At 53.1% G+C, this 21,807-nt stretch carries 22 protein-coding genes, 2 tRNA genes and 2 pseudogenes; 13 read left to right on the forward strand and 13 right to left on the reverse strand.

Annotated elements, in window-relative coordinates:
* Together H6F67_RS24655 and H6F67_RS24660 are read left to right on the forward strand one after the other, a co-directional pair.
* Positions 1-90, forward strand: a pseudogene (locus tag H6F67_RS24655) (IS1 family transposase); the annotation flags it as partial.
* 72 nt (positions 91-162) lie between these two features.
* Positions 163-1,011 carry an alpha/beta fold hydrolase gene (locus tag H6F67_RS24660; RefSeq protein WP_190769309.1) on the forward strand — a complete coding sequence of 283 codons (849 nt, stop codon included), beginning with the start codon at positions 163-165 and terminating at the stop codon, positions 1,009-1,011.
* On the opposite strand, the gene H6F67_RS24665 is transcribed toward H6F67_RS24660, so the two are convergent.
* Positions 1,008-2,069 (reverse strand): Gfo/Idh/MocA family oxidoreductase, encoded by a 1,062-nt coding sequence (locus tag H6F67_RS24665; RefSeq protein ID WP_348251988.1) that lies wholly within the window; start codon positions 2,067-2,069, stop codon positions 1,008-1,010. The two genes, H6F67_RS24660 and H6F67_RS24665, sit on opposite strands and share 4 nt — an antisense overlap.
* Positions 2,070-2,458: 389 nt before the next feature.
* Between H6F67_RS24665 and H6F67_RS24670 the strand changes: the two genes are divergently transcribed.
* A complete protein-coding gene (locus H6F67_RS24670; protein WP_190769310.1) occupies positions 2,459-3,112 on the forward strand; it encodes a response regulator transcription factor in 654 nt (217 codons plus the stop codon).
* Between the two features lie 12 nt (positions 3,113-3,124).
* Here H6F67_RS24670 and H6F67_RS24675 read toward each other — a convergent pair whose 3' ends face one another.
* The 5 genes from H6F67_RS24675 to H6F67_RS24695 form a co-directional block, all read right to left on the reverse strand.
* On the reverse strand, positions 3,125-3,508 hold the full coding sequence (locus tag H6F67_RS24675; RefSeq protein ID WP_206753938.1) for a hypothetical protein: 384 nt from the start codon (positions 3,506-3,508) through the stop codon (positions 3,125-3,127).
* Between the two features lie 12 nt (positions 3,509-3,520).
* Positions 3,521-4,924, reverse strand: a complete 1,404-nt coding sequence (locus H6F67_RS24680) for an amidase (protein ID WP_190769312.1) — start codon at positions 4,922-4,924, stop codon at positions 3,521-3,523.
* Positions 4,925-4,950: 26 nt separating this feature from the next.
* The gene (locus H6F67_RS24685) at positions 4,951-5,151 is read right to left on the reverse strand and encodes a hypothetical protein (protein WP_190769313.1); all 201 of its coding nucleotides are present in this window, start codon (positions 5,149-5,151) and stop codon (positions 4,951-4,953) included.
* Positions 5,152-5,171: 20 nt separating this feature from the next.
* Entirely contained in the window at positions 5,172-5,327 is a 156-nt protein-coding gene (locus tag H6F67_RS24690) for a hypothetical protein (RefSeq protein WP_190769314.1), read from the reverse strand.
* Positions 5,328-5,507: 180 nt separating this feature from the next.
* Positions 5,508-7,208 carry an ATP-binding protein gene (locus H6F67_RS24695; RefSeq protein WP_190769315.1) on the reverse strand — a complete coding sequence of 567 codons (1,701 nt, stop codon included), beginning with the start codon at positions 7,206-7,208 and terminating at the stop codon, positions 5,508-5,510.
* A gap of 152 nt (positions 7,209-7,360) precedes the next feature.
* Between H6F67_RS24695 and H6F67_RS24700 the strand changes: the two genes are divergently transcribed.
* Positions 7,361-8,236 (forward strand): DUF4037 domain-containing protein, encoded by an 876-nt coding sequence (locus tag H6F67_RS24700; RefSeq protein ID WP_190769316.1) that lies wholly within the window; start codon positions 7,361-7,363, stop codon positions 8,234-8,236.
* A 63-nt stretch (positions 8,237-8,299) separates the two neighbouring features.
* Here H6F67_RS24700 and H6F67_RS24705 read toward each other — a convergent pair whose 3' ends face one another.
* Positions 8,300-8,470, reverse strand: coding sequence for a hypothetical protein (locus tag H6F67_RS24705; RefSeq protein ID WP_190769317.1), 171 nt, complete (start codon positions 8,468-8,470; stop codon positions 8,300-8,302).
* Here H6F67_RS24705 and H6F67_RS24710 point away from each other — a divergent pair.
* From H6F67_RS24710 to H6F67_RS24735, 6 genes and pseudogenes are all read left to right on the forward strand, one after another.
* Positions 8,469-10,334 (forward strand): GAF domain-containing sensor histidine kinase, encoded by a 1,866-nt coding sequence (locus tag H6F67_RS24710; protein WP_190769318.1) that lies wholly within the window; start codon positions 8,469-8,471, stop codon positions 10,332-10,334. The two genes, H6F67_RS24705 and H6F67_RS24710, sit on opposite strands and share 2 nt — an antisense overlap.
* Before the next feature lie 16 nt (positions 10,335-10,350).
* Positions 10,351-10,890, forward strand: coding sequence for an SRPBCC family protein (locus tag H6F67_RS24715; RefSeq protein ID WP_190769319.1), 540 nt, complete (start codon positions 10,351-10,353; stop codon positions 10,888-10,890).
* An 83-nt stretch (positions 10,891-10,973) separates the two neighbouring features.
* Complete coding sequence (locus tag H6F67_RS24720; protein ID WP_242020787.1) at positions 10,974-12,635, forward strand: glycosyltransferase; 1,662 nt, start codon at positions 10,974-10,976, stop codon at positions 12,633-12,635.
* A 129-nt stretch (positions 12,636-12,764) separates the two neighbouring features.
* Positions 12,765-13,844, forward strand: coding sequence for a DRTGG domain-containing protein (locus H6F67_RS24725; protein ID WP_190769320.1), 1,080 nt, complete (start codon positions 12,765-12,767; stop codon positions 13,842-13,844).
* Between the two features lie 155 nt (positions 13,845-13,999).
* Positions 14,000-14,896, forward strand: coding sequence for a hypothetical protein (locus H6F67_RS24730; protein ID WP_190769321.1), 897 nt, complete (start codon positions 14,000-14,002; stop codon positions 14,894-14,896).
* Between the two features lie 227 nt (positions 14,897-15,123).
* A pseudogene (locus H6F67_RS24735) lies at positions 15,124-15,679 on the forward strand (IS630 transposase-related protein).
* Between the two features lie 96 nt (positions 15,680-15,775).
* Here H6F67_RS24735 and H6F67_RS24740 read toward each other — a convergent pair.
* Both H6F67_RS24740 and H6F67_RS24745 read right to left on the reverse strand, forming a co-directional pair.
* Positions 15,776-15,970: a hypothetical protein gene (locus H6F67_RS24740; protein ID WP_190769322.1), complete on the reverse strand. Its 195-nt coding sequence runs from the start codon at positions 15,968-15,970 to the stop codon at positions 15,776-15,778.
* Between the two features lie 72 nt (positions 15,971-16,042).
* On the reverse strand, positions 16,043-16,294 hold the full coding sequence (locus H6F67_RS24745; protein ID WP_190769323.1) for a hypothetical protein: 252 nt from the start codon (positions 16,292-16,294) through the stop codon (positions 16,043-16,045).
* 151 nt (positions 16,295-16,445) lie between these two features.
* Here H6F67_RS24745 and H6F67_RS24750 point away from each other — a divergent pair, with 151 nt between their 5' ends.
* Positions 16,446-17,273 (forward strand): hypothetical protein, encoded by an 828-nt coding sequence (locus H6F67_RS24750; protein ID WP_190769324.1) that lies wholly within the window; start codon positions 16,446-16,448, stop codon positions 17,271-17,273.
* Between the two features lie 4 nt (positions 17,274-17,277).
* A complete protein-coding gene (locus H6F67_RS24755) occupies positions 17,278-17,916 on the forward strand; it encodes a ThiF family adenylyltransferase (protein ID WP_190769325.1) in 639 nt (212 codons plus the stop codon).
* A gap of 108 nt (positions 17,917-18,024) precedes the next feature.
* On the opposite strand, the gene H6F67_RS24760 is transcribed toward H6F67_RS24755, so the two are convergent.
* A complete protein-coding gene (locus H6F67_RS24760) occupies positions 18,025-18,927 on the reverse strand; it encodes an alpha/beta fold hydrolase (RefSeq protein WP_190769333.1) in 903 nt (300 codons plus the stop codon).
* A 102-nt stretch (positions 18,928-19,029) separates the two neighbouring features.
* Here H6F67_RS24760 and H6F67_RS24765 point away from each other — a divergent pair, with 102 nt between their 5' ends.
* On the forward strand, positions 19,030-20,496 hold the full coding sequence (locus tag H6F67_RS24765) for a hypothetical protein (protein WP_206753939.1): 1,467 nt from the start codon (positions 19,030-19,032) through the stop codon (positions 20,494-20,496).
* A gap of 170 nt (positions 20,497-20,666) precedes the next feature.
* Here the strand turns inward: H6F67_RS24765 and H6F67_RS24770 are convergent.
* The 3 genes from H6F67_RS24770 to H6F67_RS24780 all read right to left on the reverse strand — a co-directional run bounded on the left by H6F67_RS24770 (position 20,667) and on the right by H6F67_RS24780 (position 21,802).
* Positions 20,667-20,738, reverse strand: a tRNA-Lys gene (locus tag H6F67_RS24770).
* Positions 20,739-20,762: 24 nt separating this feature from the next.
* A tRNA-Lys gene (locus H6F67_RS24775) sits at positions 20,763-20,834 on the reverse strand.
* Positions 20,835-20,911: 77 nt separating this feature from the next.
* Positions 20,912-21,802 (reverse strand): aldose epimerase, encoded by an 891-nt coding sequence (locus H6F67_RS24780; protein WP_199304627.1) that lies wholly within the window; start codon positions 21,800-21,802, stop codon positions 20,912-20,914.
* Between the last annotated feature and the right edge of the window lie 5 nt (positions 21,803-21,807).

Consider the following 21,807-nt stretch of genomic DNA (forward strand, 5'->3'; position numbering starts at 1 on the left):
AAGACACTCTCGTTCTCAAAGAAGCTTGCTAACCATATTGGAGCAATTTGGTACTTCATCCACCACTACAATGCGAGTTTACAACCCTGAATCATTACTTCTACATCTCTACCCACTGCCCTTCAACAAACCGAAGTTACTGCTTAGAAGCAACCTCATAAAATGCAACACGAATACATCACCACCAACGGCATCAAACTTCACTACGTCACCGAAGGCAGCGGATCGCTGATCATCTTTCTGCACGGCTTTCCGGAATTTTGGTATTCCTGGCGCAAGCAGATTCCGGCTTTTTCGTCTGATCACAAAGTTGTTGTTCCCGACTTGCGCGGCTACAACGACAGCGACAAACCGATCGCTCAATCGGCCTATGTGATGGCGGAATTTGTGCAGGATTTGAAAGGTTTAATCGAAGGCTTGGGATATGATCGCTGCATTTTGGTCGGCCACGATTGGGGCGGCGCGATCGCCTGGAATTTCGCCTATTCCTATCCGCAAATGCTCGAAAAGTTGATCATTTTGAATCTGCCGCATCCGGCTCGATTTGGACAAGGCTTGCTGATGCCGCAGCAGCTTTTAAAAAGTTCGTACATCTTCTTTTTCCAAATTCCTTTGCTACCGGAATTGCTGTTGCAGGCAAATAACTATGGCGCGATCGAAACCGCTTTCAAAGGCATGGCGGTTGATAAATCTGCAATCACTGAAGCCGATATTGAGCAGTACAAGGCGGCAATGGCGAAACCCGGAGCGCTCACCGCATCGCTCAACTACTACCGCAACATTTTGTCGCAGGGCATGGTGTCACAAGACTGGAGCGTGTTGGAAGTGCCGACGCTGATGATTTGGGGCGAGGAAGATACCGCACTCGGCAAAGAATTGAGCTACGGCACGGAAAAGTATGTGCGCCATTTTCGCATCCGCTACATTCCCCAGTGCAGTCATTGGGTGCAGCAGGAACAGCCAGATTTGGTGAATCAGTACATTCGCGAGTTTATCGAAGGACGAATTTAAGAGGCAGAAACGGGATCGGGAAAGATCGATCGCAAATCTGGCTGCTGCCACGCCTGCCCATCCAGCGCCATCTGCTCAATCAAACTCGCAAGACGCAAAGCTTTCAGCGCTTGTTCACCGCCGACTGAGGGCTGATTGCCGCCGCGCACGCAGCTTACAAAGTGTTCCAGTTCGGCGTGTAGCGGTTCAATGTTGCTGGTGGAAACTTTTTCGATCAGCCCGTCTTGCCGATACAGCACTTGGCCGTAGTCGGTGCGATAGTTGGCGGTTGTTTGACGGTGAATCAAAATTTCGTGGTTGAGGAAGTCCGCTTCGGTGAGCGAGTTTTTGCAGTGGGCGGCAATGCGGCGGATTTTGCGATGCGTGACTTTGCTGGCCGTTAGCGTGGCGACGATGCCGTTGGCAAAGCCCAAGGTGGCCGTCACGTAGTCGAGGTAGCCGGAATCAGCCGCACGTGAACCGCTGGCCGTCAGCTTGACGACGGCAGAACCGACCAGTTCCAGCAGCAAATCGATGTCGTGGATCATCAGATCGAGAACGACCGAAACATCGTTGGCGCGATCGATATACGGACTCATCCGATGCGCTTCGATCGCCAGCAGTTCCTCGGTCTTCAATACCTTATTGAGTTCCTGAAAAGCCGGATTAAACCGCTCGATATGCCCGACTTGCAAAATGCAGCCAGATTGGGCGGCAGCGTTGACGAGCGATTCGGCTTCGGCAATGCTGGCGGCGATCGGTTTTTCAATCAAAACGTGAACGCCCGCTTGCAGGCAGGTCATGCCGACGCTGTGATGGAGCCTAGTCGGAACGGCAATGCAGACGGCATCGACGTGGTTGAGCAAATCGCGATAGTCTTCAAAGAAGCGGACGCGATATTTGCCTGCGGTGTCCAGCCCGCGATCGACATTCACATCCGCCACGCCGACGAGTTCCACATCTTTGAGCAGGCTGAGGATGCGCGTATGGTGCTGACCCATGTTGCCCACGCCGATCACACCGATGCGAATCGGCTCTAGCTGGTTGCGCTGCAACAGTGAACTCGAAATTTCTTGCACTCCTGCTGTCTCCTACACCACAGTTACGGCTTGAGCATTTTTAACTAGACTTCAGCCACCCAGATAGTAGCATGGCGGCTTGGAACATGAAGAATGTTGAAGTGGGGGCGATCGATTCGTAAAGACTTCTTGTCTGATGGATAACTTTCTTTTTGTCGATCGAGTGGAGGCTGGTGTGGTGGTGCTCGCTTTTTCGACAGTCGCACTCTATCAACCATCCTCAAAGTCCCTCACGAGTGGGGAATCTAAAGTCTTTCCATCCGATCGCTCTCCTTGCTGACACCCTATTCCTTTGACCCCTATTCCTCCTGCTTTGTTTCGCAGTCTGTAACAATGGAGGGGTGATTTGATGCGTGATCGATCGAATTGCAGTGTTGCGCGAACCTGCTATGCCCCTGACAATTCTGGTGGTGGATGATGATTTTGGCACTCGGCTGGCAATTCAAGATTTTCTTGAACTGTCGGGCTATTTTGTTGTAGCTGCGGCAGATGGGCGATCGGGACTTGAAGCGGTCAAGCAGTATCAGCCGCATCTGATTGTGACGGATGTAACGATGCCGGAGATGGATGGCTACGAGTTTGTGCGGCAGGTGCGATCGCAGCCTGCGTTTCGTCTGCTGCCTGTTATTTTTTTAACGGCACGGACGGAGATCGAAGACCGCATTCGCGGCTACCAAACCGGAGGCGATGTCTATTTGGCGAAGCCGTTTGAACTGGCGGAACTGGGCGCAGTGACTCGCAATCTGCTCGATCGATCGCAGCTCATTCAGTCGGAACTGCATCGACAACTGCACAGCCCGATCGCAACACCAGAACCAGAAGAGGCAGCAGAAATTGCGCCAGATGTCCTGCACCACTTCACCGATCGCGAACATGATGTCTTGATGCTGCTGGTTCAGGGACTTTCAAACGCGCAAATTGGCGATCGCCTCCACCTCAGCGCCCGCACGATCGAAAAATATGTCAGCAGCCTGCTTCGCAAAACCGACAGCCACAACCGCGCCGATTTGGTACGCTACGCCCTAGAGCATCATTTGGTGTAGCGGCAAGTTTGACTAGGGTGATAGCGGCTCTGATCCAGGAAGATTGAAACAGCCAAGCGATCTAGAGGCATCATTTGAACCGCGCTCGAAGGCCGCTGTCATCAGTTTTGCGAGTCGATCGCCCTCATCGTCTTCAAATCCTACAAACAAGCTAATCTCGGCATCGACTCCCGCTTGTTGCTGCGCTTGGAAGCCTTCGCAATAATATTTCAGATACTCTGTGACAATCTCCGACTCATGCTGTTGGGCAATTTCGGTGGCGATCGCCACAAGCTGTTCGCGAGCAACCCCAGCACATTCAAACTCGATCGCGTCAGCTTGTTTTTGCGGTTCAGAATAATTCATCAGCAGCAAAGCGAAAGTGAGCGGAATGAATGCAAATTGACGGCTAAACATTGTTGTATTCTTTCAATTTAACTTTGGTGAATCGATCGCGGGTCGATGCTGCTGCCAGGGACGAGTGGCCTCGATTTGTGCCGCCAGCGAAATCAACGTGGCTTCATCGGCAGGTCGCCCGATTAGCTGAACGCCGACGGGTAAACCATTGGGGGCAAATCCGGTAGGAATGGCGATCGCAGGCTGTCCGGTCGCGTTGAACGGCGGACTTGGCGCAACCCAATTCACAATCTTTTCAAACGCCTTTACAGGTCGCAGATTTGCCCATTCCCCAACGCGAATCGTCTGGTGCAGAAATGGCGTCAGGACGAGAACATCAAATGGATCAAGCTGAGCGACGATTTTGCGAGCGCAAGCCTGCATCTGCATCACGGCTCTCAGATACATTCCGCGACGGCGCGATCGCTTCCTCAACCAGCGATTGAGCGGATCGAGAAAAATCGGCGGAACGCCAACATCGACTCCGGCCTGCCAAACGGCGATCAGCGGTTCCATCAAATCGGAAAAGTCGAGCGCGATCGATTCCACCGAATGCCCCATTTCTTCTAGTAGCTGCACGGTTGACTCGATCACCTGCGTACAAACGGGATCGAACACTCCGATCGGCTGAATTTCGGTGGCGTAGGCGATGCGAAGCGATCGCGGCGCTCGGTCTGCCGCCGACAAAAACGAGGATTCAGGGTCGGGCAGCCAGTACGGATCGCCCAAAATGTGGCCGGACATCGCGTCCAGCAGAGCGGCGGCATCGCGGACGGTGCGGGCGATCGCGCCATCGGTTGCCAGCCCGCTCACCTTGTCACCAACGGGAGCATGAGAAACGCGACCGCGAGCAGGCTTGATCCCGACCAGGCCGCAGCAGAAAGCGGGGCCGCGAATCGAGCCGCCGCCATCGGAGCCGTGTGCGATCGCTCCCAACCCTGCCGCCACTGCTGCCGCCGCCCCGCCGCTCGATCCGCCCGGCGTGTAATCGAGATTCCAAGGATTGCGAGCCGGAGGAAAGCCTTTGGGTTCGGTAAACGGCGTTGAGCCAAGCTGCGAGGTGGCGGTTTTGCCCAGCACAATGCAGCCCGCTTTGCGAATGCGCGTCACAACTCCGGCTTCGGGATCGATGCGATTTCGCAAAATCTTGACGCCATAGCTACAGGGCACGTCTGCCACCGGAGCTAAATCTTTAATCGAAATTGGGACGCCAAACAGCGGGGGCAAATCGGTTGCGGTCGCAAGCTGTTCGGTTTTGGCTTTGGCGTCGTCGATCGCTCGATCGCTCATGACGGTAAAAAACGCGCCCAACTGCGGATTGAGTCGATCGATCCGCTCCAAATACAGTTCCGTCAATTCCAGCGGCGAAATTTCCTTTTGGCGAATTAGTCGCGCCTGATCGAGCGCAGAAGTAAAGGCAAGATCGACGGCATCCATACGCAAAACTCAGGCAACCACTGATCCTAGTATGGCGATCGATCTCGACAAATCATCAAAAGATTACTGAGCATCACTGTTCGCAGAATTGAGATGTCGATCGCCGCCTGTAGCAACAGTTGGGACAACGGCATTCCCCGCGCTTCTGCGATCGCCCTCAGTTGCTCTGCGATCGGTTTTGGGGCAGTAATTTTAATTTGAACCGTTTTAGTGGGAGCGATCGGCATGATTGCAAGCAGTCAGAGTCTTATTCAGGATCATCGAGATAGCGATCGATCGCCGCTTGCAAAAATAGCTGAGACAGCGGAATTCCTCTGGCTTGGGCAACTTCTTTGAGTCGCTCAGCAACAGGTTTGGGAGCAGTGATGCGAATTTGAACGGTTTTGGTGGGATCGATCGGCATAGACAACAGCAACTTGCAGAAATATCGTAGCAGGTAGGCTGCAAGTTGCTGTCAGGAGATCGACTCGATGCACTCGATCTCCTGCATCAATCAATCTTTGTCCATAAAGCTATCCAGCATCAAGCTTCAAAGTCCCCCACTCGTGGGGAATTTAGCAAGAGACATTCATGCAACCGTCTACTATTCAATACTCAAGCCGCGAATGGTTCTTGGGCGAGTTTGACCGAGAACGGGGGCTTGTTCGATTTGACGCGATCGCACCCGATGCGCCTGAAAATGGTCTTGCCACATCTGCGGCGCGTTCAGCGTTTCGCCACCGTGAACCGTGCGTCGCTGCCGGACTTGACACAAAACAGGCGTATTCACGCAAGCTCCCGCGATGATCACTTGTCCTTTGGTGAGGGCGGGCAGTTCCTTGAGCAGATCGCGCCCTGCCGCTTCGACGCCATACTTGAGACTGTCCTGATCGACCGGATTGACGATTCGCATGATGAACTGACTCATGCACTGCGACAGCACATCCGAATCGAGCTTTCCGGGTCGCTGCGTAATCAGGCCGACACCTAAGCCGAACTTGCGGCCTTCACTCAGAATTGTGCGGAGAATCATTTTGCAGCGCGACGGCTCATGCGCGGGCGCGAAACGGTGCGCTTCTTCGATCAAAATGAAGACCGGATAGGGCAGATAGTTCTCGTCGCCCACCGTGATGATTTCCTTTTGCGTGTTCATCCGCGCCAAATTCGCCTGCCGCAGAACTGCCGCGCAAATCACCTGCTGCTCTTCCTGGCTAATCTCGTTCATCTGCAAAATCGTCACCTGCCCCGGTTCAAACAAATCGCCCGGAGCGAGGTGATCGTAAGCGTGGAAGTAGGGCGATCGCGCCAATTTCTCCAATTTCCACGCCAAAGCCGGAGCCGACGAGCCGATTTTCTCATTCCCGTCCTCGTCCTCGGTGCGATCGGCATCGTAAACCGCTTCGATCAAATCGTTCACGCCCCAGCGGGCATCTTTTTGGCGACGGGCTTTCAGCAGGGCGAAGCCTTTGCTGAGGATCGACTGCTGGCGATCGCTCATTTCCGGCAGCAGCATCAAAATATCGTAGTAGTCCAGCGACGAGATCCGAATGCGAATATCTTCCGGTGCGAGTACCTGCACCTTGGGCGCATAGCCGTCTGCATCCGCGAAGGCCGGATGGCCGCGCATTTCTGAGAGCGTTCCGTACTCGCCATGCGGATCGAAAATCAACACGGCGGCGCGATTGTGCGGTGAGAGCAGTTCCTCAACCAAAACGCCTGCCGTGTAGGATTTGCCCGATCCGGTTCCCGCCAAAATTGCCATGTGCGTACTGACGAGTTCCTTCACATCGAGCGCGACGGGCACGGCTTCCGGGTCGCGCAAAAGCAGAGAGCCAATGAAAGCGGAACCGATGTCTCCGGGCTGCTTTTTGCTGATCACCTGCCGCAGACCGACATCGCTGGCGAGATACACCTTTGCACCGGGATCAGGCGCTTTGCGTGGATTCATGAAGCCCAGCGATCGATGAAAATGTCCAATCACATCCACCGTCACTTCATAAATTTCTGGGTTCGGATGCACAAACCCGACCAGGGCGGCGATCGCTTCCGGACTAATCTCGGTATCGGCAAAGATGCGATCGGGCAAATGATCGATCAGCGATCGCGCCGAAATTTTCCCCAAAATTTGCAGCGTGGGATTCTGACCGTTCGCGGCTTCTACTTTCGTTTCGTAGTAAACAAATTCGCCAATCTTGACGTGGCGATTGTCTGCCGTGATGAAAACGTACTGGTTGCCGTTTTCACCGGGGCCTTTCACCGTACCGATCGTATGCAGCGAAGCCAAAGAAACCGAAGCTGAAGTCATGGCGGTAAGCGGCGAGAGAATGAAGACGCGCAGTCAAATTAATAAAAGTGTACTAGTGCAGTCCTAGCGGCGCAAGCAACTTTGGATATTACCGCACAAATGGCTGAACGTCTTATTCTGCTATGCAGCGTTGTCAGTACAATTGAGTCAGCATGACGAAACAAAGTGCGTGGCGGATCTCACTGGCTCACAACCTTGCGCCTGCTTTTACTGCTAATTCCAATGTCGAAGCAGCATTTGTGTTTGGCTCAGCAGCATTGGGCGTTTCCGACCAGTATTCTGATTTGGAATTGGCCTTAATTTGGGCAGAACTGCCGTCCCCTGAAGCATTGCAGGCCACAGCACGAAGGGTCGGCCTTGGATGTTGGAAGCTTGAACCTTATGGAGAAGCGCAACAGGCATGGTTGGAGCAGTTTTATTGGGACGAGATGAAAGTTGAAGCGGCACACTGGGCAGGAGGTACGATCGATCGCATCGTGACGGATGTTGTTGAGCATTACGATGTGTCGCAAAATGGCCTGCTGTTTGAGAAGCAGACGATCGTATCCCATCTTCAACACGCAGTCATTCTTTACGGCGAAGACCTGGTCAGACAGTGGCAGAAGCGACTTTCTCCCTATCCCGAAGAACTTGCCGTTGCAATGGTGCAAAAGCATCTCAAATTTCGCCCGTTCGACGGTCAAACAATCTTGGCCGAGCGCAATGAAATTCCCTTACTTTACGAAAATCACTGCGCGATCGTGCGATGGTTGTTGAATTTACTATTCGGGCTAAACCGTATCTACCATCCTGGCTTTAAGTGGACACGCTATTGGGCTGAACAAATGAGCATCAAACCGCCCAGGTTTTTCGATCGGCTGGAGCAGGTTTTTCAAGCTGATGCCGTCAGCGGAACCCATGAGCTACGTCAACTTGTTGAGGAAACTTTTGACCTTGTGAAGCGGAACTTACCCCAGGTTGACCTCAAGCCGCAGCGCGAAGCATTCAATCGACTCTACCCCAAGTGGCAATTGCCCGTTGAAGACTGAAACGCGAGCAAGAACCATTTCCAGCAAGCCTAATCGATCGCTCCAGCTTCCGTAGTCATTCGGTCAGAATTCGATCGCCTCAGACGAGACAGGCGCGATCGATCGGGAGATTACGGTTACTGTTAGCGATCGCCGCTGAGTAACCTGGAGCCAATCGCCTGTTTGAGGCGAAATCGCATCGGTTTTGAACGGTGGGCTTGTTGCCGCCTTCACTGTTTTCGGAGTGCTTGCCATGCTGCCGTCATCAGGAGTGGATCAAATTCGAGCGGTGGAGTTGCGATCGTCTCATGAGGATTGCAACTCTACGCCGCCCAACTTGCCCGCCGCCATGCTGGAACTTCAGTCTGCCCATTCCAATTGCCATTCGATCGATCGAACCTTGCAGGCGATCGCAACCGCACTGGGAACCGCCTGCGAAGCCGACTGCTGTGTGATTAGCGCAATCGATCGCTGGAGCGGCTATCCGACCCAGGCTGATTTTGCCTGCCTACTGGCGCATCCTGCCCTGTCTGTTGATCGACAGGCGATCGAGCAGGTGGAGTTGCCGGACGCGATCGCAGTTGGAAATCTATCGCTGCGATCGCTCTTGGTGCTGCGCGTTCAGCGTGACGATCGCACGTTGGGAATGGTGATTCTAGGGCACACCACTCCGACCGATTGGCAGAGCGCGATCGAACAGTGGCAGCACTTTGATCCAATTGTTGAACTGGCGATCGCCCAAATCCGGCTTCAGCAACAGCTTCAGCAGCAAACCAGCTACCAAACTTGGACGCAGCAACTCAGCGAAGCGATTCGCACGACCAGTCAAATTGACCCAATTTTTGCGCTGGCGATCGAAGCAACGACTTCGGCTTTGGCGATCGATCAGGGCGCGATTTTGCTGTTGAAATACAGTCATCTGAAATACAGTCAGCCGCGCCTGAACCGCCGGACTCATCACCTGCCGATCGCCACTGTGACGCTGGCCTGTGCGAAGCAGGAGCGATCGATCCCCGCTGCCTTTCAGCTTGCCGACTGCGAACTTTGTCAGCAGGCGTTTTTGGAGCAGCCCGAACCCGTTCTGATTACGGACAATGCAGCGTTTGGATCGCCGCTGCACCTCTCAGAGTTTCCGGCTTTGCTGCTAATGCCCTTGACGCATCAAAAAACCGTGTTGGGATTTTTGGCGCTTCAGCATCGACAGGCGATCGCATGGTCGTCTGAGGCGATCGCGTGGGTGAAGCTAATCGCGACGCAGCTCAGCACCGCAATTATTCAAACTCGCGCCTTTCAGCAAATTCACGCTCTGGTGGACGATCGCACCGCTCAGCTTCAGCGCAGCCTGGAAGTGCAAGCCAAGCTCTACGAAAAAACGCGCCAGCAGGTCGATCAGCTTCGCCACATGAACCAGCTTAAAGATGAATTTCTAAGCACGATGAGCCACGAGCTACGCACACCGCTCACCAGCATGACCTTGGCGATTCGGATGCTCAGACAGTCCAACTTGCCGTTCGATCGCCAGCAGCGCTATCTCGATATTTTGGAGCAGCAGTGTACGCAGGAAACCAATTTGATTAACGATCTGCTCGCCCTGCAAAAGCTCGATTCCCGTCAGACGCCGCTGCAAATTCGCAAGGTTGACCTCAAGCTGCTGATTGGCGATCGCACCACCCCGTTTGAAACCGACTGGACACACAAAAATTTGACGCTGGCGATCGATCTGCCCGACGATCCGCTGACGCTCTACACCAACCTCGACGGACTCGATCGAATTTTGCTGGAACTGCTGACGAACGCCGGAAAATACGCCGCACCTGACAGCACGATCGATCTGCAAGTGCGCCAGTCCGATGATGCTGTCACGCTGCAACTCGCGAATTTGGGAGCGGCGATCGTCCCCGAAGAACTGCCGTTTATTTTCGACAAGTTTCGGCGCGGCAGCGGCATCACGCAGCAGGCGATTCCCGGTACAGGGCTGGGTTTAGCCTTGGTGAAAAGCTTGGTGTCGCATCTCAAGGGCGCGATCGCAGCAACCAGCGAGCCGCAGTCGAACGGATTGTGGCGCACCTGCTTGACGCTGACGCTGCCAAAAAAAATCACTCGTGAAGGAGAAGCCTGATTCGGGCATACTGGGTATGAATATCTATTGTGATGTGAACGGATCGATCGCTGTGACAGAAGCCAACGCTGAATCTTTAGTGACGGTACGCGCCGAACCGCTCGAAGGCCGGACGCGGCGAATTTCGGCCAGCATTTTGATTGAGCAGTCGATCGATCGCGTTTGGCAAATTATCACCGACTACGACCATTTGGCCGATTTTATTCCCAACCTGGCAAAAAGCCGCCGCATCGTCCATCCCGCGCAGGGCATTCGCATCGAGCAAATTGGCGCACAAAATTTTTTGAACTTCAAGTTTTGCGCTCGCGTCGTGCTAGACATGATCGAGCAGTTTCCCAACCGCCTCGATTTTCAAATGGTCGAAGGTGATTTCAAATCGTTCGGCGGCAGTTGGCAGCTTGAAGAAGTTCCTGCCTCCGCTACGAAGTTAATCTACACCGTCACCGTTCTGCCGCCGCGCACCATGCCGATCGCCCTGATCGAACGCCGCCTCAGCAGCAGCATGGTGGTGAACCTGGAAGCGATTCGGCAGCGGGCAGTGGCGATCGCCTCCTGACTGTCGCGCTCATTCTAGGAATCCCGACCGCCACTCGACTATCCTGGAAAAGACTGTAAGTTCCGGATAGAGGTTAATCGGCCTTGAAGGATGGATGGCGTCGGTGGTTTCATGTCCTGCTGTTGCTCGGCTGGATGCTGCTGGGTGCAGGATTTCGCTTTGCTCATCTCAGCGCCAAACCGCCTTGGACAGACGAATTTTCAACCTTGGTGTTTAGCCTCGGTCAAAGCTACAGCACGGTTCCGATCGATCAGGTCATCTCGCTCGAAACGCTGCTGCTGCCTTTGCACTTCAACGCCCAAGCAGGCATCGGCGCGATCGCCCAAGGCTTGCTAGTCGATAACGTGCATCCGCCGCTTTATTTCATGCTGGCGCACGAGTGGATGCGCTTATTTTTGCCGGATGGCGCACTCGCCTCGATTTGGCTAGCGCGATCGCTGCCTGCCCTGCTTGGTGTCGCTTCAATTCCGGCAGTTTACGGCTTAAGCTGGCTGGCGTTTCGATCGAAACTGGTCGCTCAGCTTTCAGCGGGCATGATGACGCTTTCACCCTATGCGCTATTTTTGGCGCAGGAAGCTCGGCACTACACGCTGGCAATTTTGTGGGTGATTGCTGCGCTTGCGCTGCTGGTTGTTGCCGTGCAGCGGATTGAGCAGCAGCGTCCGATCGCCTACTGGCAAGTGGTGTTGTGGATTGTTGTGAATGCGCTGGCGATCGCCACGCACTATCTATTTTTGATTACGATCGCCGCCTGTGCTTTTGTCCTGCTGCAACGCCTGATCGCGCAAGCCCGAAAAGGCCGCCAAACTTTGCTGCAACCGCACTGGCAGCGGATTTACCTTGTGGCGATCGGGACGGCGGCAGTTTGCCTCGCTTGGCTTCCGATTTGGCTGCGAATTCCCGACAGCAATTTGACGCAGTGGATTCAAGACGACGGCAATTTCGGCATCATGACCCTGCTTAATCCGATCTTTCAGTCGCTTGCCACCTGGATCGCCATGTTCGCCCTGCTGCCCGTCGAATCGGCTTCGCTGCCCGTTGTGCTGATTTCGGGCGCATTGATGATTGCCTATTTCGTCTGGGCAGTGCCGCTACTCAAGCGTGGCCTTCAGCAGCATCCCGCTCAAGCTGCGGTACGGCTGTTTGTGAATTTTTTGGTGATCGCGATCGCCCTGTTTTTCCTAATCACGTATGCAGGCTCCGACCTGACGCGAGGCGCTCGCTACAACTTCGTGTACTTTCCGGCTGTGGTCGTTCTCATCGGCGCAAGCTTAGCCGTTTGGTGGCGATTGCCTGAAAAAATCCGCTTCCAACGATTTCAGCCGAAACAAGCCGTTTTGCTGGTAGGAATCGTCGGCCTGCTGAGTGCCCTGACAGTGGTGAACAATTTGGGCTACCGCAAATATTACCGACCGGATCTGCTGGTTCCCCTGATGGTGCGATCGCCCCTGCCCATCCTTGTTGCCACCACGCACAACACCTCAATTCAAGTCGGAGAGATCATGGGTGTAGGCTGGCAGCTTCCTGAAGAAATGCGATCGCGGGTTCAGTTTTTGTTTGCTCATGCGGACGGTTCGGAAGGGCAAACTTTGGAGGCGGCGATCGCGCAATTCCCCCGTCCTTTTGACTTATGGCTGGTGAACTTCCACTCGCCCACGCAGCCAAACGCGCAACGCTGCCGCCTAGATGACAAACCGCCAGAGCCAATCAACGGCTATCAATATCAGCAGTATCACTGCTTCTGAAGCAGAGTTTGGGCAAACTGCTGATTCCCTGCCCCTTCTCCTAACTCTGTGCCCTCTGCCGTCTGCCCTGACATCTGCCCTTACAATGGATGAGAATAAGCCCAGGATCGGCAGGTTAGGAGAGGGGACGTGGCATCGGCAAAATATCTTTTAGTTGGCTCCACAGAAGCGCACAGCGGCAAGTCGGCAACCGTGTTGGGACTGGCACACCAGCTTTTAGAAAAAGGGCTAGACATTGCTTATGGCAAGCCACTGGGAACTTTTTGGAGCGCGATCGACCACATTGATGAAGATGTCCGCTTTCTGGCCGAAACCCTGAACCTACCTCCTCAGCGGCTCTGCCCGACGTTGGCCGCACTCGACGACGACTCGATCGATCGCCGGATTTCTGGCGAGGATGGAATCGACTATGCCGCTCGTCTGCGCGATTCGGTGCAAACGCCCACTGGTGATTTGGTGCTGCTTGAAGCCGCTGGCACATTGGAAGAAGGTCGCCTGTTTAATCTGTCGCTCTCGCAGATTGCCGAGGCGATCGATGCTACTGTTGTGCTGGTGGCTCGCTGCCATTCGCTTCAGGTGGCCGACAGTTTGCTGTGGGCAAAATCCTGTTTGGGCGATCGCTTGGTGGGCGTGTTGCTCAACGACATTCCGCCTGATCAGCAGGAAAAAGTCGTCAGTCAGCTTCAGCCATTTCTAGAGCGACAAGGCATTCCCGTTCTTGCCAGACTGCCGCGCAATAATTTGTTACGCAGCGTCAGCGTCCGCGAACTGGTCAATCAGCTTCAGGCCGAAGTGCTGTGCCGTCCCGATCGTCTCGATCTGATGGTAGAGAGCTTGACGATCGGCGCAATGAACGTCAATTCTGCCCTGAAGTATTTCCGCAAAGCGCACAACATGGCGGTTGTCACCGGAGGCGATCGCGCTGATCTTCAGCTTGCCGCCCTGGAAACTTCAACGCAGTGTTTGATCTTGACCGGACATATTCCGCCAATGGCAACGATTCTCACTCGCGCTGAAGATCTCGAAATTCCAATTCTCTCGGTTGATCTCGATACGCTGACAACGGTTGAAATTGTCGATCGCGCCTTTGGTCAGGTGCGCCTGCACGAGCCAATCAAAGTCCACTGCGTTTATCAAATGATGGAAAAATATCTGGATGTCGATCGCCTCATGCAGCAGCTTGGGCTTGAGCCTGCTGTACGTGCTTAGCGCATTCTCGATCGCTGCTCCGCTTCACCTCGCAGAGGCAACTTGAGGGTAGGATTGGTTGCCACAATCTTTAAGTTTGTCTATGCAAATGGTTAGTGTCGAGTGTTTTGGCGTATTGTGGCGATCGCTCTGCGTAAGAATACGAGCTAAAAACGATGCGTACTCGTCAGATTAAAATTATTTTTGCTGCTGTGCTGGGACTGCTGATGTTTGGGACAGCGATCGCCCTGCCAATGCGAACTTGGGCGCAGTCCACGCCAACGCGAATCTGTGCGTATGATCCCACTTCAGGCCGCCCGAATCCCTTGGGAGCACGAGCTTTCATTACGGCGATCGAGCAAGACGGCAGCACAACTTTTCAGTTTGATCAGTTTCCCTCAACGGTTGCTGGCGATCGACCCGTCACGATCGAATCGCGCCGTCGGTTGTTTTTTGAAGGCTTGGGTGTCGATGAAGCGCGGCGAGTGCTGCGGGAAAATCTTTCATACTATTCTGAGCTGATTGGCGACGATGTGAACGAGGGCTTTGCAGCCGTTGATGACGTGCTGGTGTGTCGATCGGGCAGTACACCTTCTCCTAGCCCAACGCCTAGCCCCAGTCCCACGCCGACACCCAGTCCCACGCCTAGCCCCAGCCCCACTGCGCGAATTAGCGATCTGCCAAACGGCGTCTATCGCTTTTGGAGTGCTCAGCCCGCTCGTCCAAATGCCAGCGTCACGGATGAAGAACTGCTCAGACGCGGCGGTGCGCTGTTTCTCTTCCGCAAAACAGGCAATCAGGTCGAGGGCAACTTTGGCTATATCGACAATGTTGGCATTTGCGTTCGCGGAGCCGTCAACGGCAACACAATCAGCGGACAGGCCTTTCCATATGACCGATCGATCGAAAACACAGGCGAAACCTTTACCAACTGGGGGCCTGCAAATTACCTGCGAGTCCGACGCGGCGTGCGAGCGGGCACTCAAACTCGCTACAACAGCGCCATCCTAAATTTGGCTAGCTTCTACCGCATCAATGCCGGAGAGCGCTTGCCGCCGACCTGCCCTCGCTAGGGTGTCTTTCCAAACCTTCTGGTGGTTTGATTTCCTGGCCGAGATCCCCCTAAATCCCCCTTTTCAAGGGGGACTGTTGAGCGGTGGTTCGGCTCCCTCCTTAACAAGGAGGGTTGGGGAGGATCAAGCGGTTTGAAAACACGGCCTAATAAGAGTGGCCGTATATAGCCCTACGTAATAGGGGTAGGACAGTTCTATAAGGGAGAGAAGAGAGTTGAGGAATGCTCATGTCCGCCCCCTACAGCTACGACCTCGCCCCAAAGCAATTGAGGCACTCAAACGCGGTGAACGCAAAATCGCTGTGTGCACACTGTTCAACATCAGTCGCAATACCTTAGACCTGTGGCTCAAACGCGAGGAACAAACGGGAGACTATCAAGCCATCACGGGCTTCCAAACGGGGAATCGGCATAAAATCACCGATTGGAAACGCTTTGAGGAATTTGTCGAAGAGCATGGCAGCAAGACCCAAGGGGAGAGGGCAAAGTTGTGGGGAGACCACGTGACTCAACAAAACATCAGCGATGCTTTGATCAAGCTTGGGTTGAGTCGTAACAAAAGACCTAGGGGTCTGTAGAACCGGATGAACTCAAGCGCGAGGAGTTTGAGGAACGATTGCACAGCAAGATGGCGCATCAGCTTGTCCCCTATTGTCCAGATTTGAACGAGATTGAACACGGGTGGAGTGTGCTCAAGCATTGGATGTGACAACGGTGGGATGAGTTTGAGACCTTTCGTGATTGGGTCGATGCTGCCAAAAACCGTCCTAACCTGTCTGCGTAGCGCTATAAATTTGGCAGGCGCACCCGGACGAGCAGCATCACTTAAGCGCTCACACTGTGGCACTTCACTGTGGGCTAGCTCCAGCCAACGGGTGCGCTACAACCGCGCCATATCCAAACTGATATTCAGTTCACGGGCAATCTGGGCATGGTTTTTGCCATCGTCGGCTTTGAGAATGATGCGTCCTCTTTGGGCAAGTTGTTGAGTGGTGCTGGGCCGTTTGACCAGCTGCTCTAGGGCAGTTCGTTCGGTTGCAGTTAAGCTCAAAGTGTGAGGGCGGCGTCCAGGCATCGCTTAGCCGAGGGAATGCGACCCCCTAATCATAGGTCTACTTCAGCTGCCGAGTACTAGTCATTTCAACTATTACAAAACCTTCCGCCTCATCTCCTCCAAAGTCATCTTTTTACCCGCCTTAAATTTTTCTCTGGCATTTTGATTGATGGCTAGAAGTTCAGAACTCATGCTGAGAGAAGATGATTCTCGATCGATATCTTTGATCGCAGTCACGATCGCGATCGCCCTCCCATTCATGGTTAAAACGATCGATTCGTTCGCAAATTCTGCTGCATAAGCTGAAAGCGGTTTTGTTGCGGTGGAGAGTTCGATCGATTTCATTCTGTGTTTTTCCGAAATGTAGTGAACTTGTTAATGTATTATATTGTAGTATAGATTGTAATTGCAGTAGTTCGATCGCTCTTTTGGAAGGTGAAAGCGATGAGCAATGTGAAGAGAGCGTATAACGTGTCCGCGATCGCAGGAAGACATTATGACCGACATTCGCAAGCTCTTAACCGAGATAGCTGATGCAGAAGCGCAACTGCGATCGACTCAATTTCTTGCACCTTGCGTTAAAGGTGGACAAGTTCGCACAAAAGTTTCAGGCATGGTTTACACCTTCACGTTAAAGCAAAAATTTGAAGGCTGGGGCATTTTTCAGCCTGTGAACGAACAGCAAGCAACGCTGATTGAAACAGCTAATTTGCCACAAATTGTCGCCTATTTGCAGCAGTTTTCGATCGCCCGTTTGCGCCTCGCCAGTCGCTTGCAGCATCAAACTTGGCTGGCGTATCCGGTGAATGAAGCAGATATGCGACAGCGCTTCAAAACTGTCAAACCTGTTGCGGTGCATTTGGTGACGGAAGGCGTTGCGTTTGAGCAAATTATCGCTCGGTGGAACGGTAATTCTTGCTGGTTTGAGGAAGTCGATCGCCGCGCCGATCCTGCGATTGCTGAAACGTTGCAATTGGCTTTGAAGCAGCAAATTTCAGTTGAGGAATTACGCTTCAAGGGACTGATACCAGAAATGCGATCGCTCTATCAGCTTGTGGCCGATCGAACCGAGGGTTTTTCTCAGCCGCAGCGCGATCAAAAGCGGTTAAATCAAGCTTTGAAACTCGGCGGCGGCGAACTTCAGCAGTTTCACGATCGCGGCGACTATTGGACAGTTGACTGGACGACCGCAGACGGAACTCGGCATACGAGCGCGATCGCTAAAACTGATTTAACGGTTGTCAGTTCAGGAATTTGTTTGAGTGGACGCGATCGCGATTTCGATCTGCAATCGTTGGTTGGCGTGATGGAATATCGGGAGTGATGAAATGAGCATTTTCTTTCACGAACAGCTTTACCGGACGGATGCGGTGATGGCAAAGCTGAAGGATCATTCTGTGACGATTTGCGGGGCGGGAGCGTTGGGTGCAAACTTAGCTGAAAATCTTGCTCGTGCAGGTTTTGGCAAGCTAAAAGTGATCGATCGCGATCGCATTGAAGAACGAAATCTTTCGACTCAGCCCTACTATCGATCAGATGTGGGAGCGTTCAAGGCAAAGATTTTGGCAAACAATTTGTATCGGGCGATCGGCACATCGATCGAAACGGAAACCAAAGAATTATCTGTAACAAATGCGGTTCAACTGCTCAAGCATAGCCGTCTGATTGTGGATGTTTTTGACAACAGCATTTCGCGGCAGGTAGTTAAGAATTACGCCGAGCGAACTGGAATTCCTTGTCTTCATGCGGGGCTGGCTGCTGACTATGCAGAAGTGATTTGGAATGAGGTTTATCAGGTTCCTTCAGATGCCAATGATGACGTTTGTGATTATCCGCTGGCGCGAAATTTAGTGATGTTAACCGTTGCAGTGGCTTGTGAGGCGATCGTCTCTTTCCTTGCCACCGAAGAACAGCGGAGTTTCACGATTACGCTCAAGGATTTAGCTGTTCAACCTCTATTTTTTTAGGTTCAATTGTTCTCCTAAATTCCAAGCCAATCATAAAACCCAGAGCAAATCGCCCTGGGTTTTATGGCTTTCTGTTGATCTGTTTACTCGCTGAGTAAACAATCGAAATTAGGCTTCTCGGCTGGGAGCGCGATCGAGATTCAGCACCCATTCGCGCAGCAGGGAATTCACCTGATCGGGTACTTCATCGTGAGGGCAGTGACCCGCCTGCAAGAAGTGTTCCTGCAACTGCGGGTAGTGCTGGCGAAACTGTTCGGCACGCGATCGCGCATTCATCCAGGGGTCGCCTTCGCCCCACAGCAGCAGCAGCGGGCAGCGCATTCGCTCCAGCAGCGCATCGATTTTTTCCCCTTGCGGCGACTTGAACACATTGGCGAAAACCGTTGGTGCACCAGGATCGCACGAAGGCCGATAGATTTCCTCAACCAGTTCATCGGTGACGGCGGTTTGGTCAAGGTAGACACTTTCGAGCGTTCTGCGAATCAGCCATTTTTGTCGCACCCACTGAAACAGCAGCCAGCTTGGAAGCGGTTGCAGCAAAAGCGACTGCGCGAATTTTGCAAAGGTCGATCGCGCCGGATCAGGGCGAGATTCGACTTTCAGGTCGGTAAATGGCCCCGCACTGTTGAGCAGCACCAACCCCTCGACGGCTTCGGGTCGCTGTGCCGCCACGCACAAGGCTGAATAGCCGCCGAGCGAATTGCCCGCCAGCACAGTCGGACGCTGAATCATCGTTTGAATGAAGTCATAAAGCTGGTCGCGCCACAGATCGCCGCCGTATTCGAGATCCGGCTTGCTCGATCGCCCAAAGCCCAACAGATCGATCGCCCAAACTTCAAATTCACGACTCAAGGGAAGAATGTTTTTGCGCCAGTGATCCGTCGATGCGCCAAAGCCGTGAATCAGCAGCAGCGGCGGATTGCTTTGATTATCACCTGCTTTCACGTAGTAAATTTTTTGGCCGCGCCACTCCCAGTAAGCGCCAGTTGCCGCAGCAGTTGCCGTTTGCATATCACAAATTGTTAAGTGTTCTTCATATATTCTATCTTGGCGATCGCGCCGACTCGAACGCTCTAACTCTAGGATGAAAAAGCGGTTAGGAGATGAACGGCTATGCTCAAGCGGATGCAGCAACAAAGAATTCAGCCTCATCGAGGCTTGTGGCTGGAGCGATCGATGGCGATCGTCGCTTCCATTAACTTATTGCTAGTTGCTTTTGATCTAAGCTATATTCCCTGGCGAGATTTTTATCTACGTCATCTTCCTGCTTTGACCATTTGGTATGGCGAGCAATTTAAAGGGATTGAACCGCATCGTGACACGGAAGCCTATTTGGATGCAGTCGATCAGTTGGAACAAGCTGGATTGCAATCGCCGCAGGCCGATCGACTGCTTGCAGATTTACGCTCACGCAGCGAGCAAATCATCGATGAAAATCCGTTTCAGGTTGCCAATAAAAGCGGCACATTAGAGCGAATTAAAAATCGAATGCGCGATCGTGTTTCGCAGCAAACTGGAGAGCGAATTGATTCTTCTCGCGCTGCTTTTGATACGTTTTGGAGTGCGAATTATTTAAGCCGGAATGGAGTGCAAGAGCTTGAATTTTTCGATCGCGAAATCCGCCCGCTGATTGAAACCAACTACTATCGAAATATTGGTGAGAACGGCCAGTTTATCGATCGATTCTGGCGAATTGATGCGCCGTTTATTGCTTTATTTGCGATCGAATTTTTGATGCGAACCTATGTGCTGAGCCGCCGCCATCGTCGCACAACTTGGTTTGATACGATGCTGTGGCGCTGGTATGATGTGCTGCTGCTGCTGCCGTTTTTGCGCTGGCTACGAATTATTCCGGTCACGATTCGACTGCAACATGCTCATCTAATTAATCTTGAACCCATTCGGATTCGGATCGTGCGCGGCCTGGTCACGCATCTAGCCGCTGAAATCACCGAAACGGTATTTTTAAGATTGATTGGTGAACTGCAAGATCTAATTCGAGAAGGCGCAGTGTCGCGCTGGTTATTGCAGCCGCAGCCGCAGTATATTGACATCAATAATGTTAACGAAGTTGAAGTCATCACGCGACGTTTATTCGCGCTGACAGTGCAAGATGTCATGCCAAAAGTGCGGCCAGAAGTTGAAGCGTTAATTAATCACAGTGTCGATCGCGCCCTTCAGCAAAATCCAATCTACATGAGCCTCCGCAGCGTTCCCGGTTTGGGAAATCTGCCAGTTCAGCTTGCCCAACAGCTTGTTTCACAACTCTACGCGCTGGCCTCCAGTGCCGCCAAAGATACGCTCAATGACGAGGAAGGTCAACAGCGATTGCATCAGCTTGTCACAAAGCTAGGCGACACTTTTAAGGCAGAACTGCGGCAAAAGAAAACGCTGACCGAGATTGAAATTTTGCTGACTGAACTGTTAGAAGAAATCAAAGCAAACTATGTCGGTCGAATCTCCAGGCAAGATATCGATCGCCTCCGCCAAAAAAATCAGCAGCTCTACGAAATTGTGCAGGGTCGTCCGCATCAGCTAAGGGGAGAAGGGAAAGGGCAGACGGCAGAGCGCAGGAGGTGAACAGCCGCCTGCCTCTGAAAATTTACACGATCGTCAGTGGTTCACCAGCAAGCAACTTGGCAAACACATCCACACACTCGATTTTCTGACTGATTGCAGCAACTTTCGATCGGTGTTCGGCCTCAAAAGGCCGCGCCTCGGTTTCAGGGTTGTTTTTGCCATGCGAAAGATGGGTCGTGTAGGACTCGAACCTACAACCAATTGATTAAGAGTCAACTGCTCTACCATTGAGCTAACGACCCGCAGTAGCGCAAATCTTGAAAAAATGGGTCGCCTGGGATTCGAACCCAGGACCAATCGGTTAAAAGCCGAGTGCTCTACCGCTGAGCTAGCGACCCGCGCTGTTTGCGCCTTATCTACAATAGCACGGGTTTTGCGCTTGTGTGCCGTAAATTTCAGCGATCGACACCCGACACTACAGGAAGGTCGCAATGACGCGGACGGGCAGTTCGAGGCTCGCACCAGGATCGAGCCAGAGGAGGCGATCGCCCGTATTCAAGCTATTTCGCGGAGCTGTCCAGGGTTCCAGGCAGTAGTAATCTTTACCTTTGACCGTCCAAAAAACGAGAGTCGAAAAGGCCGGATCAAATTCGACTTTGAGGCGCAGGCGGCGATCGAGGTCGGTGGCAGATGCATCAAAGCGAGAGAGCGATCGAAACGCCACGTCAATTTCGTCTTGCTCAAAGTCAAACTGGCCGCTGAAGTCGTGAATCGTTTGCTCAATTTGGTTTTGATACTGGCTGGCGGGAATGTCGAACTGAAGCGATGACTTGTTGTGAACGAGAAAATAGGGATGCAGCCCGATCGAAAACGGCATTGGCTCCAGTGAACGATTGGCGATCGAGTGGTGAATTTCGAGCGCGTTGCCCTGCAAGAAGTAGCTAATTTGTAGCTCAAAATCAAACGGGTAGACGCTGCGCGTTTGAGCGTTGCTTTCCAGCGCGAGCGTGATGCCGACGCGATCGTGCGTGATCCGATCGATCACCTGCCAGGGCAGATCGCGAGCGAAGCCGTGCTGCTTGAGCATGTAGGTTTGGCCGCTGTAGCTGTAGCGATTGTCGGGCAGGTTGCCACAGATCGGAAACAGAATGGGAACGCCGCCGCGAATGCTTAATTCTGGATTGGCGAACCGATCGCGATCGAGATACAGCATTTCTTGTCCACGTAGCTGCCAGCCCGTGACGATGCCGCCGCGTTCGGGCACAACGGTCAGTCTAGCTTGGGCAAGCTGGTCTGAGAGAATGTAGGTTTTGTACTGCTGCTGTTCCACTGCGATCGCAAACACATTGCCCTCCCATTTCCGCATCCGCT

Origin of the sequence: Microcoleus sp. FACHB-1515 (genome assembly GCF_014696105.1) — a bacterium.
In the GTDB taxonomy this organism is placed as follows: Bacteria; Cyanobacteriota; Cyanobacteriia; order Elainellales; family Elainellaceae; genus JAAUTJ01.

What these genes read in the sequence shown, in the direction of transcription:
- H6F67_RS24660 (WP_190769309.1), top strand. Translation starts at nt 163, where the DNA reads ATGCAACACGAATACATCACCACCAACGGCATCAAACTTCACTACGTC.
- H6F67_RS24670 (WP_190769310.1), top strand. Translation starts at nt 2,459, where the DNA reads ATGCCCCTGACAATTCTGGTGGTGGATGATGATTTTGGCACTCGGCTG.
- H6F67_RS24675 (WP_206753938.1), bottom strand. Translation starts at nt 3,508, where the DNA reads ATGTTTAGCCGTCAATTTGCATTCATTCCGCTCACTTTCGCTTTGCTG.
- H6F67_RS24680 (WP_190769312.1), bottom strand. Translation starts at nt 4,924, where the DNA reads ATGGATGCCGTCGATCTTGCCTTTACTTCTGCGCTCGATCAGGCGCGA.
- H6F67_RS24685 (WP_190769313.1), bottom strand. Translation starts at nt 5,151, where the DNA reads ATGCCGATCGCTCCCACTAAAACGGTTCAAATTAAAATTACTGCCCCA.
- H6F67_RS24690 (WP_190769314.1), bottom strand. Translation starts at nt 5,327, where the DNA reads ATGCCGATCGATCCCACCAAAACCGTTCAAATTCGCATCACTGCTCCC.
- H6F67_RS24695 (WP_190769315.1), bottom strand. Translation starts at nt 7,208, where the DNA reads ATGACTTCAGCTTCGGTTTCTTTGGCTTCGCTGCATACGATCGGTACG.
- H6F67_RS24700 (WP_190769316.1), top strand. Translation starts at nt 7,361, where the DNA reads ATGACGAAACAAAGTGCGTGGCGGATCTCACTGGCTCACAACCTTGCG.
- H6F67_RS24710 (WP_190769318.1), top strand. Translation starts at nt 8,469, where the DNA reads ATGCTGCCGTCATCAGGAGTGGATCAAATTCGAGCGGTGGAGTTGCGA.
- H6F67_RS24705 (WP_190769317.1), bottom strand. Translation starts at nt 8,470, where the DNA reads ATGGCAAGCACTCCGAAAACAGTGAAGGCGGCAACAAGCCCACCGTTC.
- H6F67_RS24715 (WP_190769319.1), top strand. Translation starts at nt 10,351, where the DNA reads ATGAATATCTATTGTGATGTGAACGGATCGATCGCTGTGACAGAAGCC.
- H6F67_RS24730 (WP_190769321.1), top strand. Translation starts at nt 14,000, where the DNA reads ATGCGTACTCGTCAGATTAAAATTATTTTTGCTGCTGTGCTGGGACTG.
- H6F67_RS24740 (WP_190769322.1), bottom strand. Translation starts at nt 15,970, where the DNA reads ATGCCTGGACGCCGCCCTCACACTTTGAGCTTAACTGCAACCGAACGA.
- H6F67_RS24745 (WP_190769323.1), bottom strand. Translation starts at nt 16,294, where the DNA reads ATGAAATCGATCGAACTCTCCACCGCAACAAAACCGCTTTCAGCTTAT.
- H6F67_RS24750 (WP_190769324.1), top strand. Translation starts at nt 16,446, where the DNA reads ATGACCGACATTCGCAAGCTCTTAACCGAGATAGCTGATGCAGAAGCG.
- H6F67_RS24755 (WP_190769325.1), top strand. Translation starts at nt 17,278, where the DNA reads ATGAGCATTTTCTTTCACGAACAGCTTTACCGGACGGATGCGGTGATG.
- H6F67_RS24760 (WP_190769333.1), bottom strand. Translation starts at nt 18,927, where the DNA reads ATGCAAACGGCAACTGCTGCGGCAACTGGCGCTTACTGGGAGTGGCGC.
- H6F67_RS24765 (WP_206753939.1), top strand. Translation starts at nt 19,030, where the DNA reads ATGCTCAAGCGGATGCAGCAACAAAGAATTCAGCCTCATCGAGGCTTG.
- H6F67_RS24780 (WP_199304627.1), bottom strand. Translation starts at nt 21,802, where the DNA reads ATGCGGAAATGGGAGGGCAATGTGTTTGCGATCGCAGTGGAACAGCAG.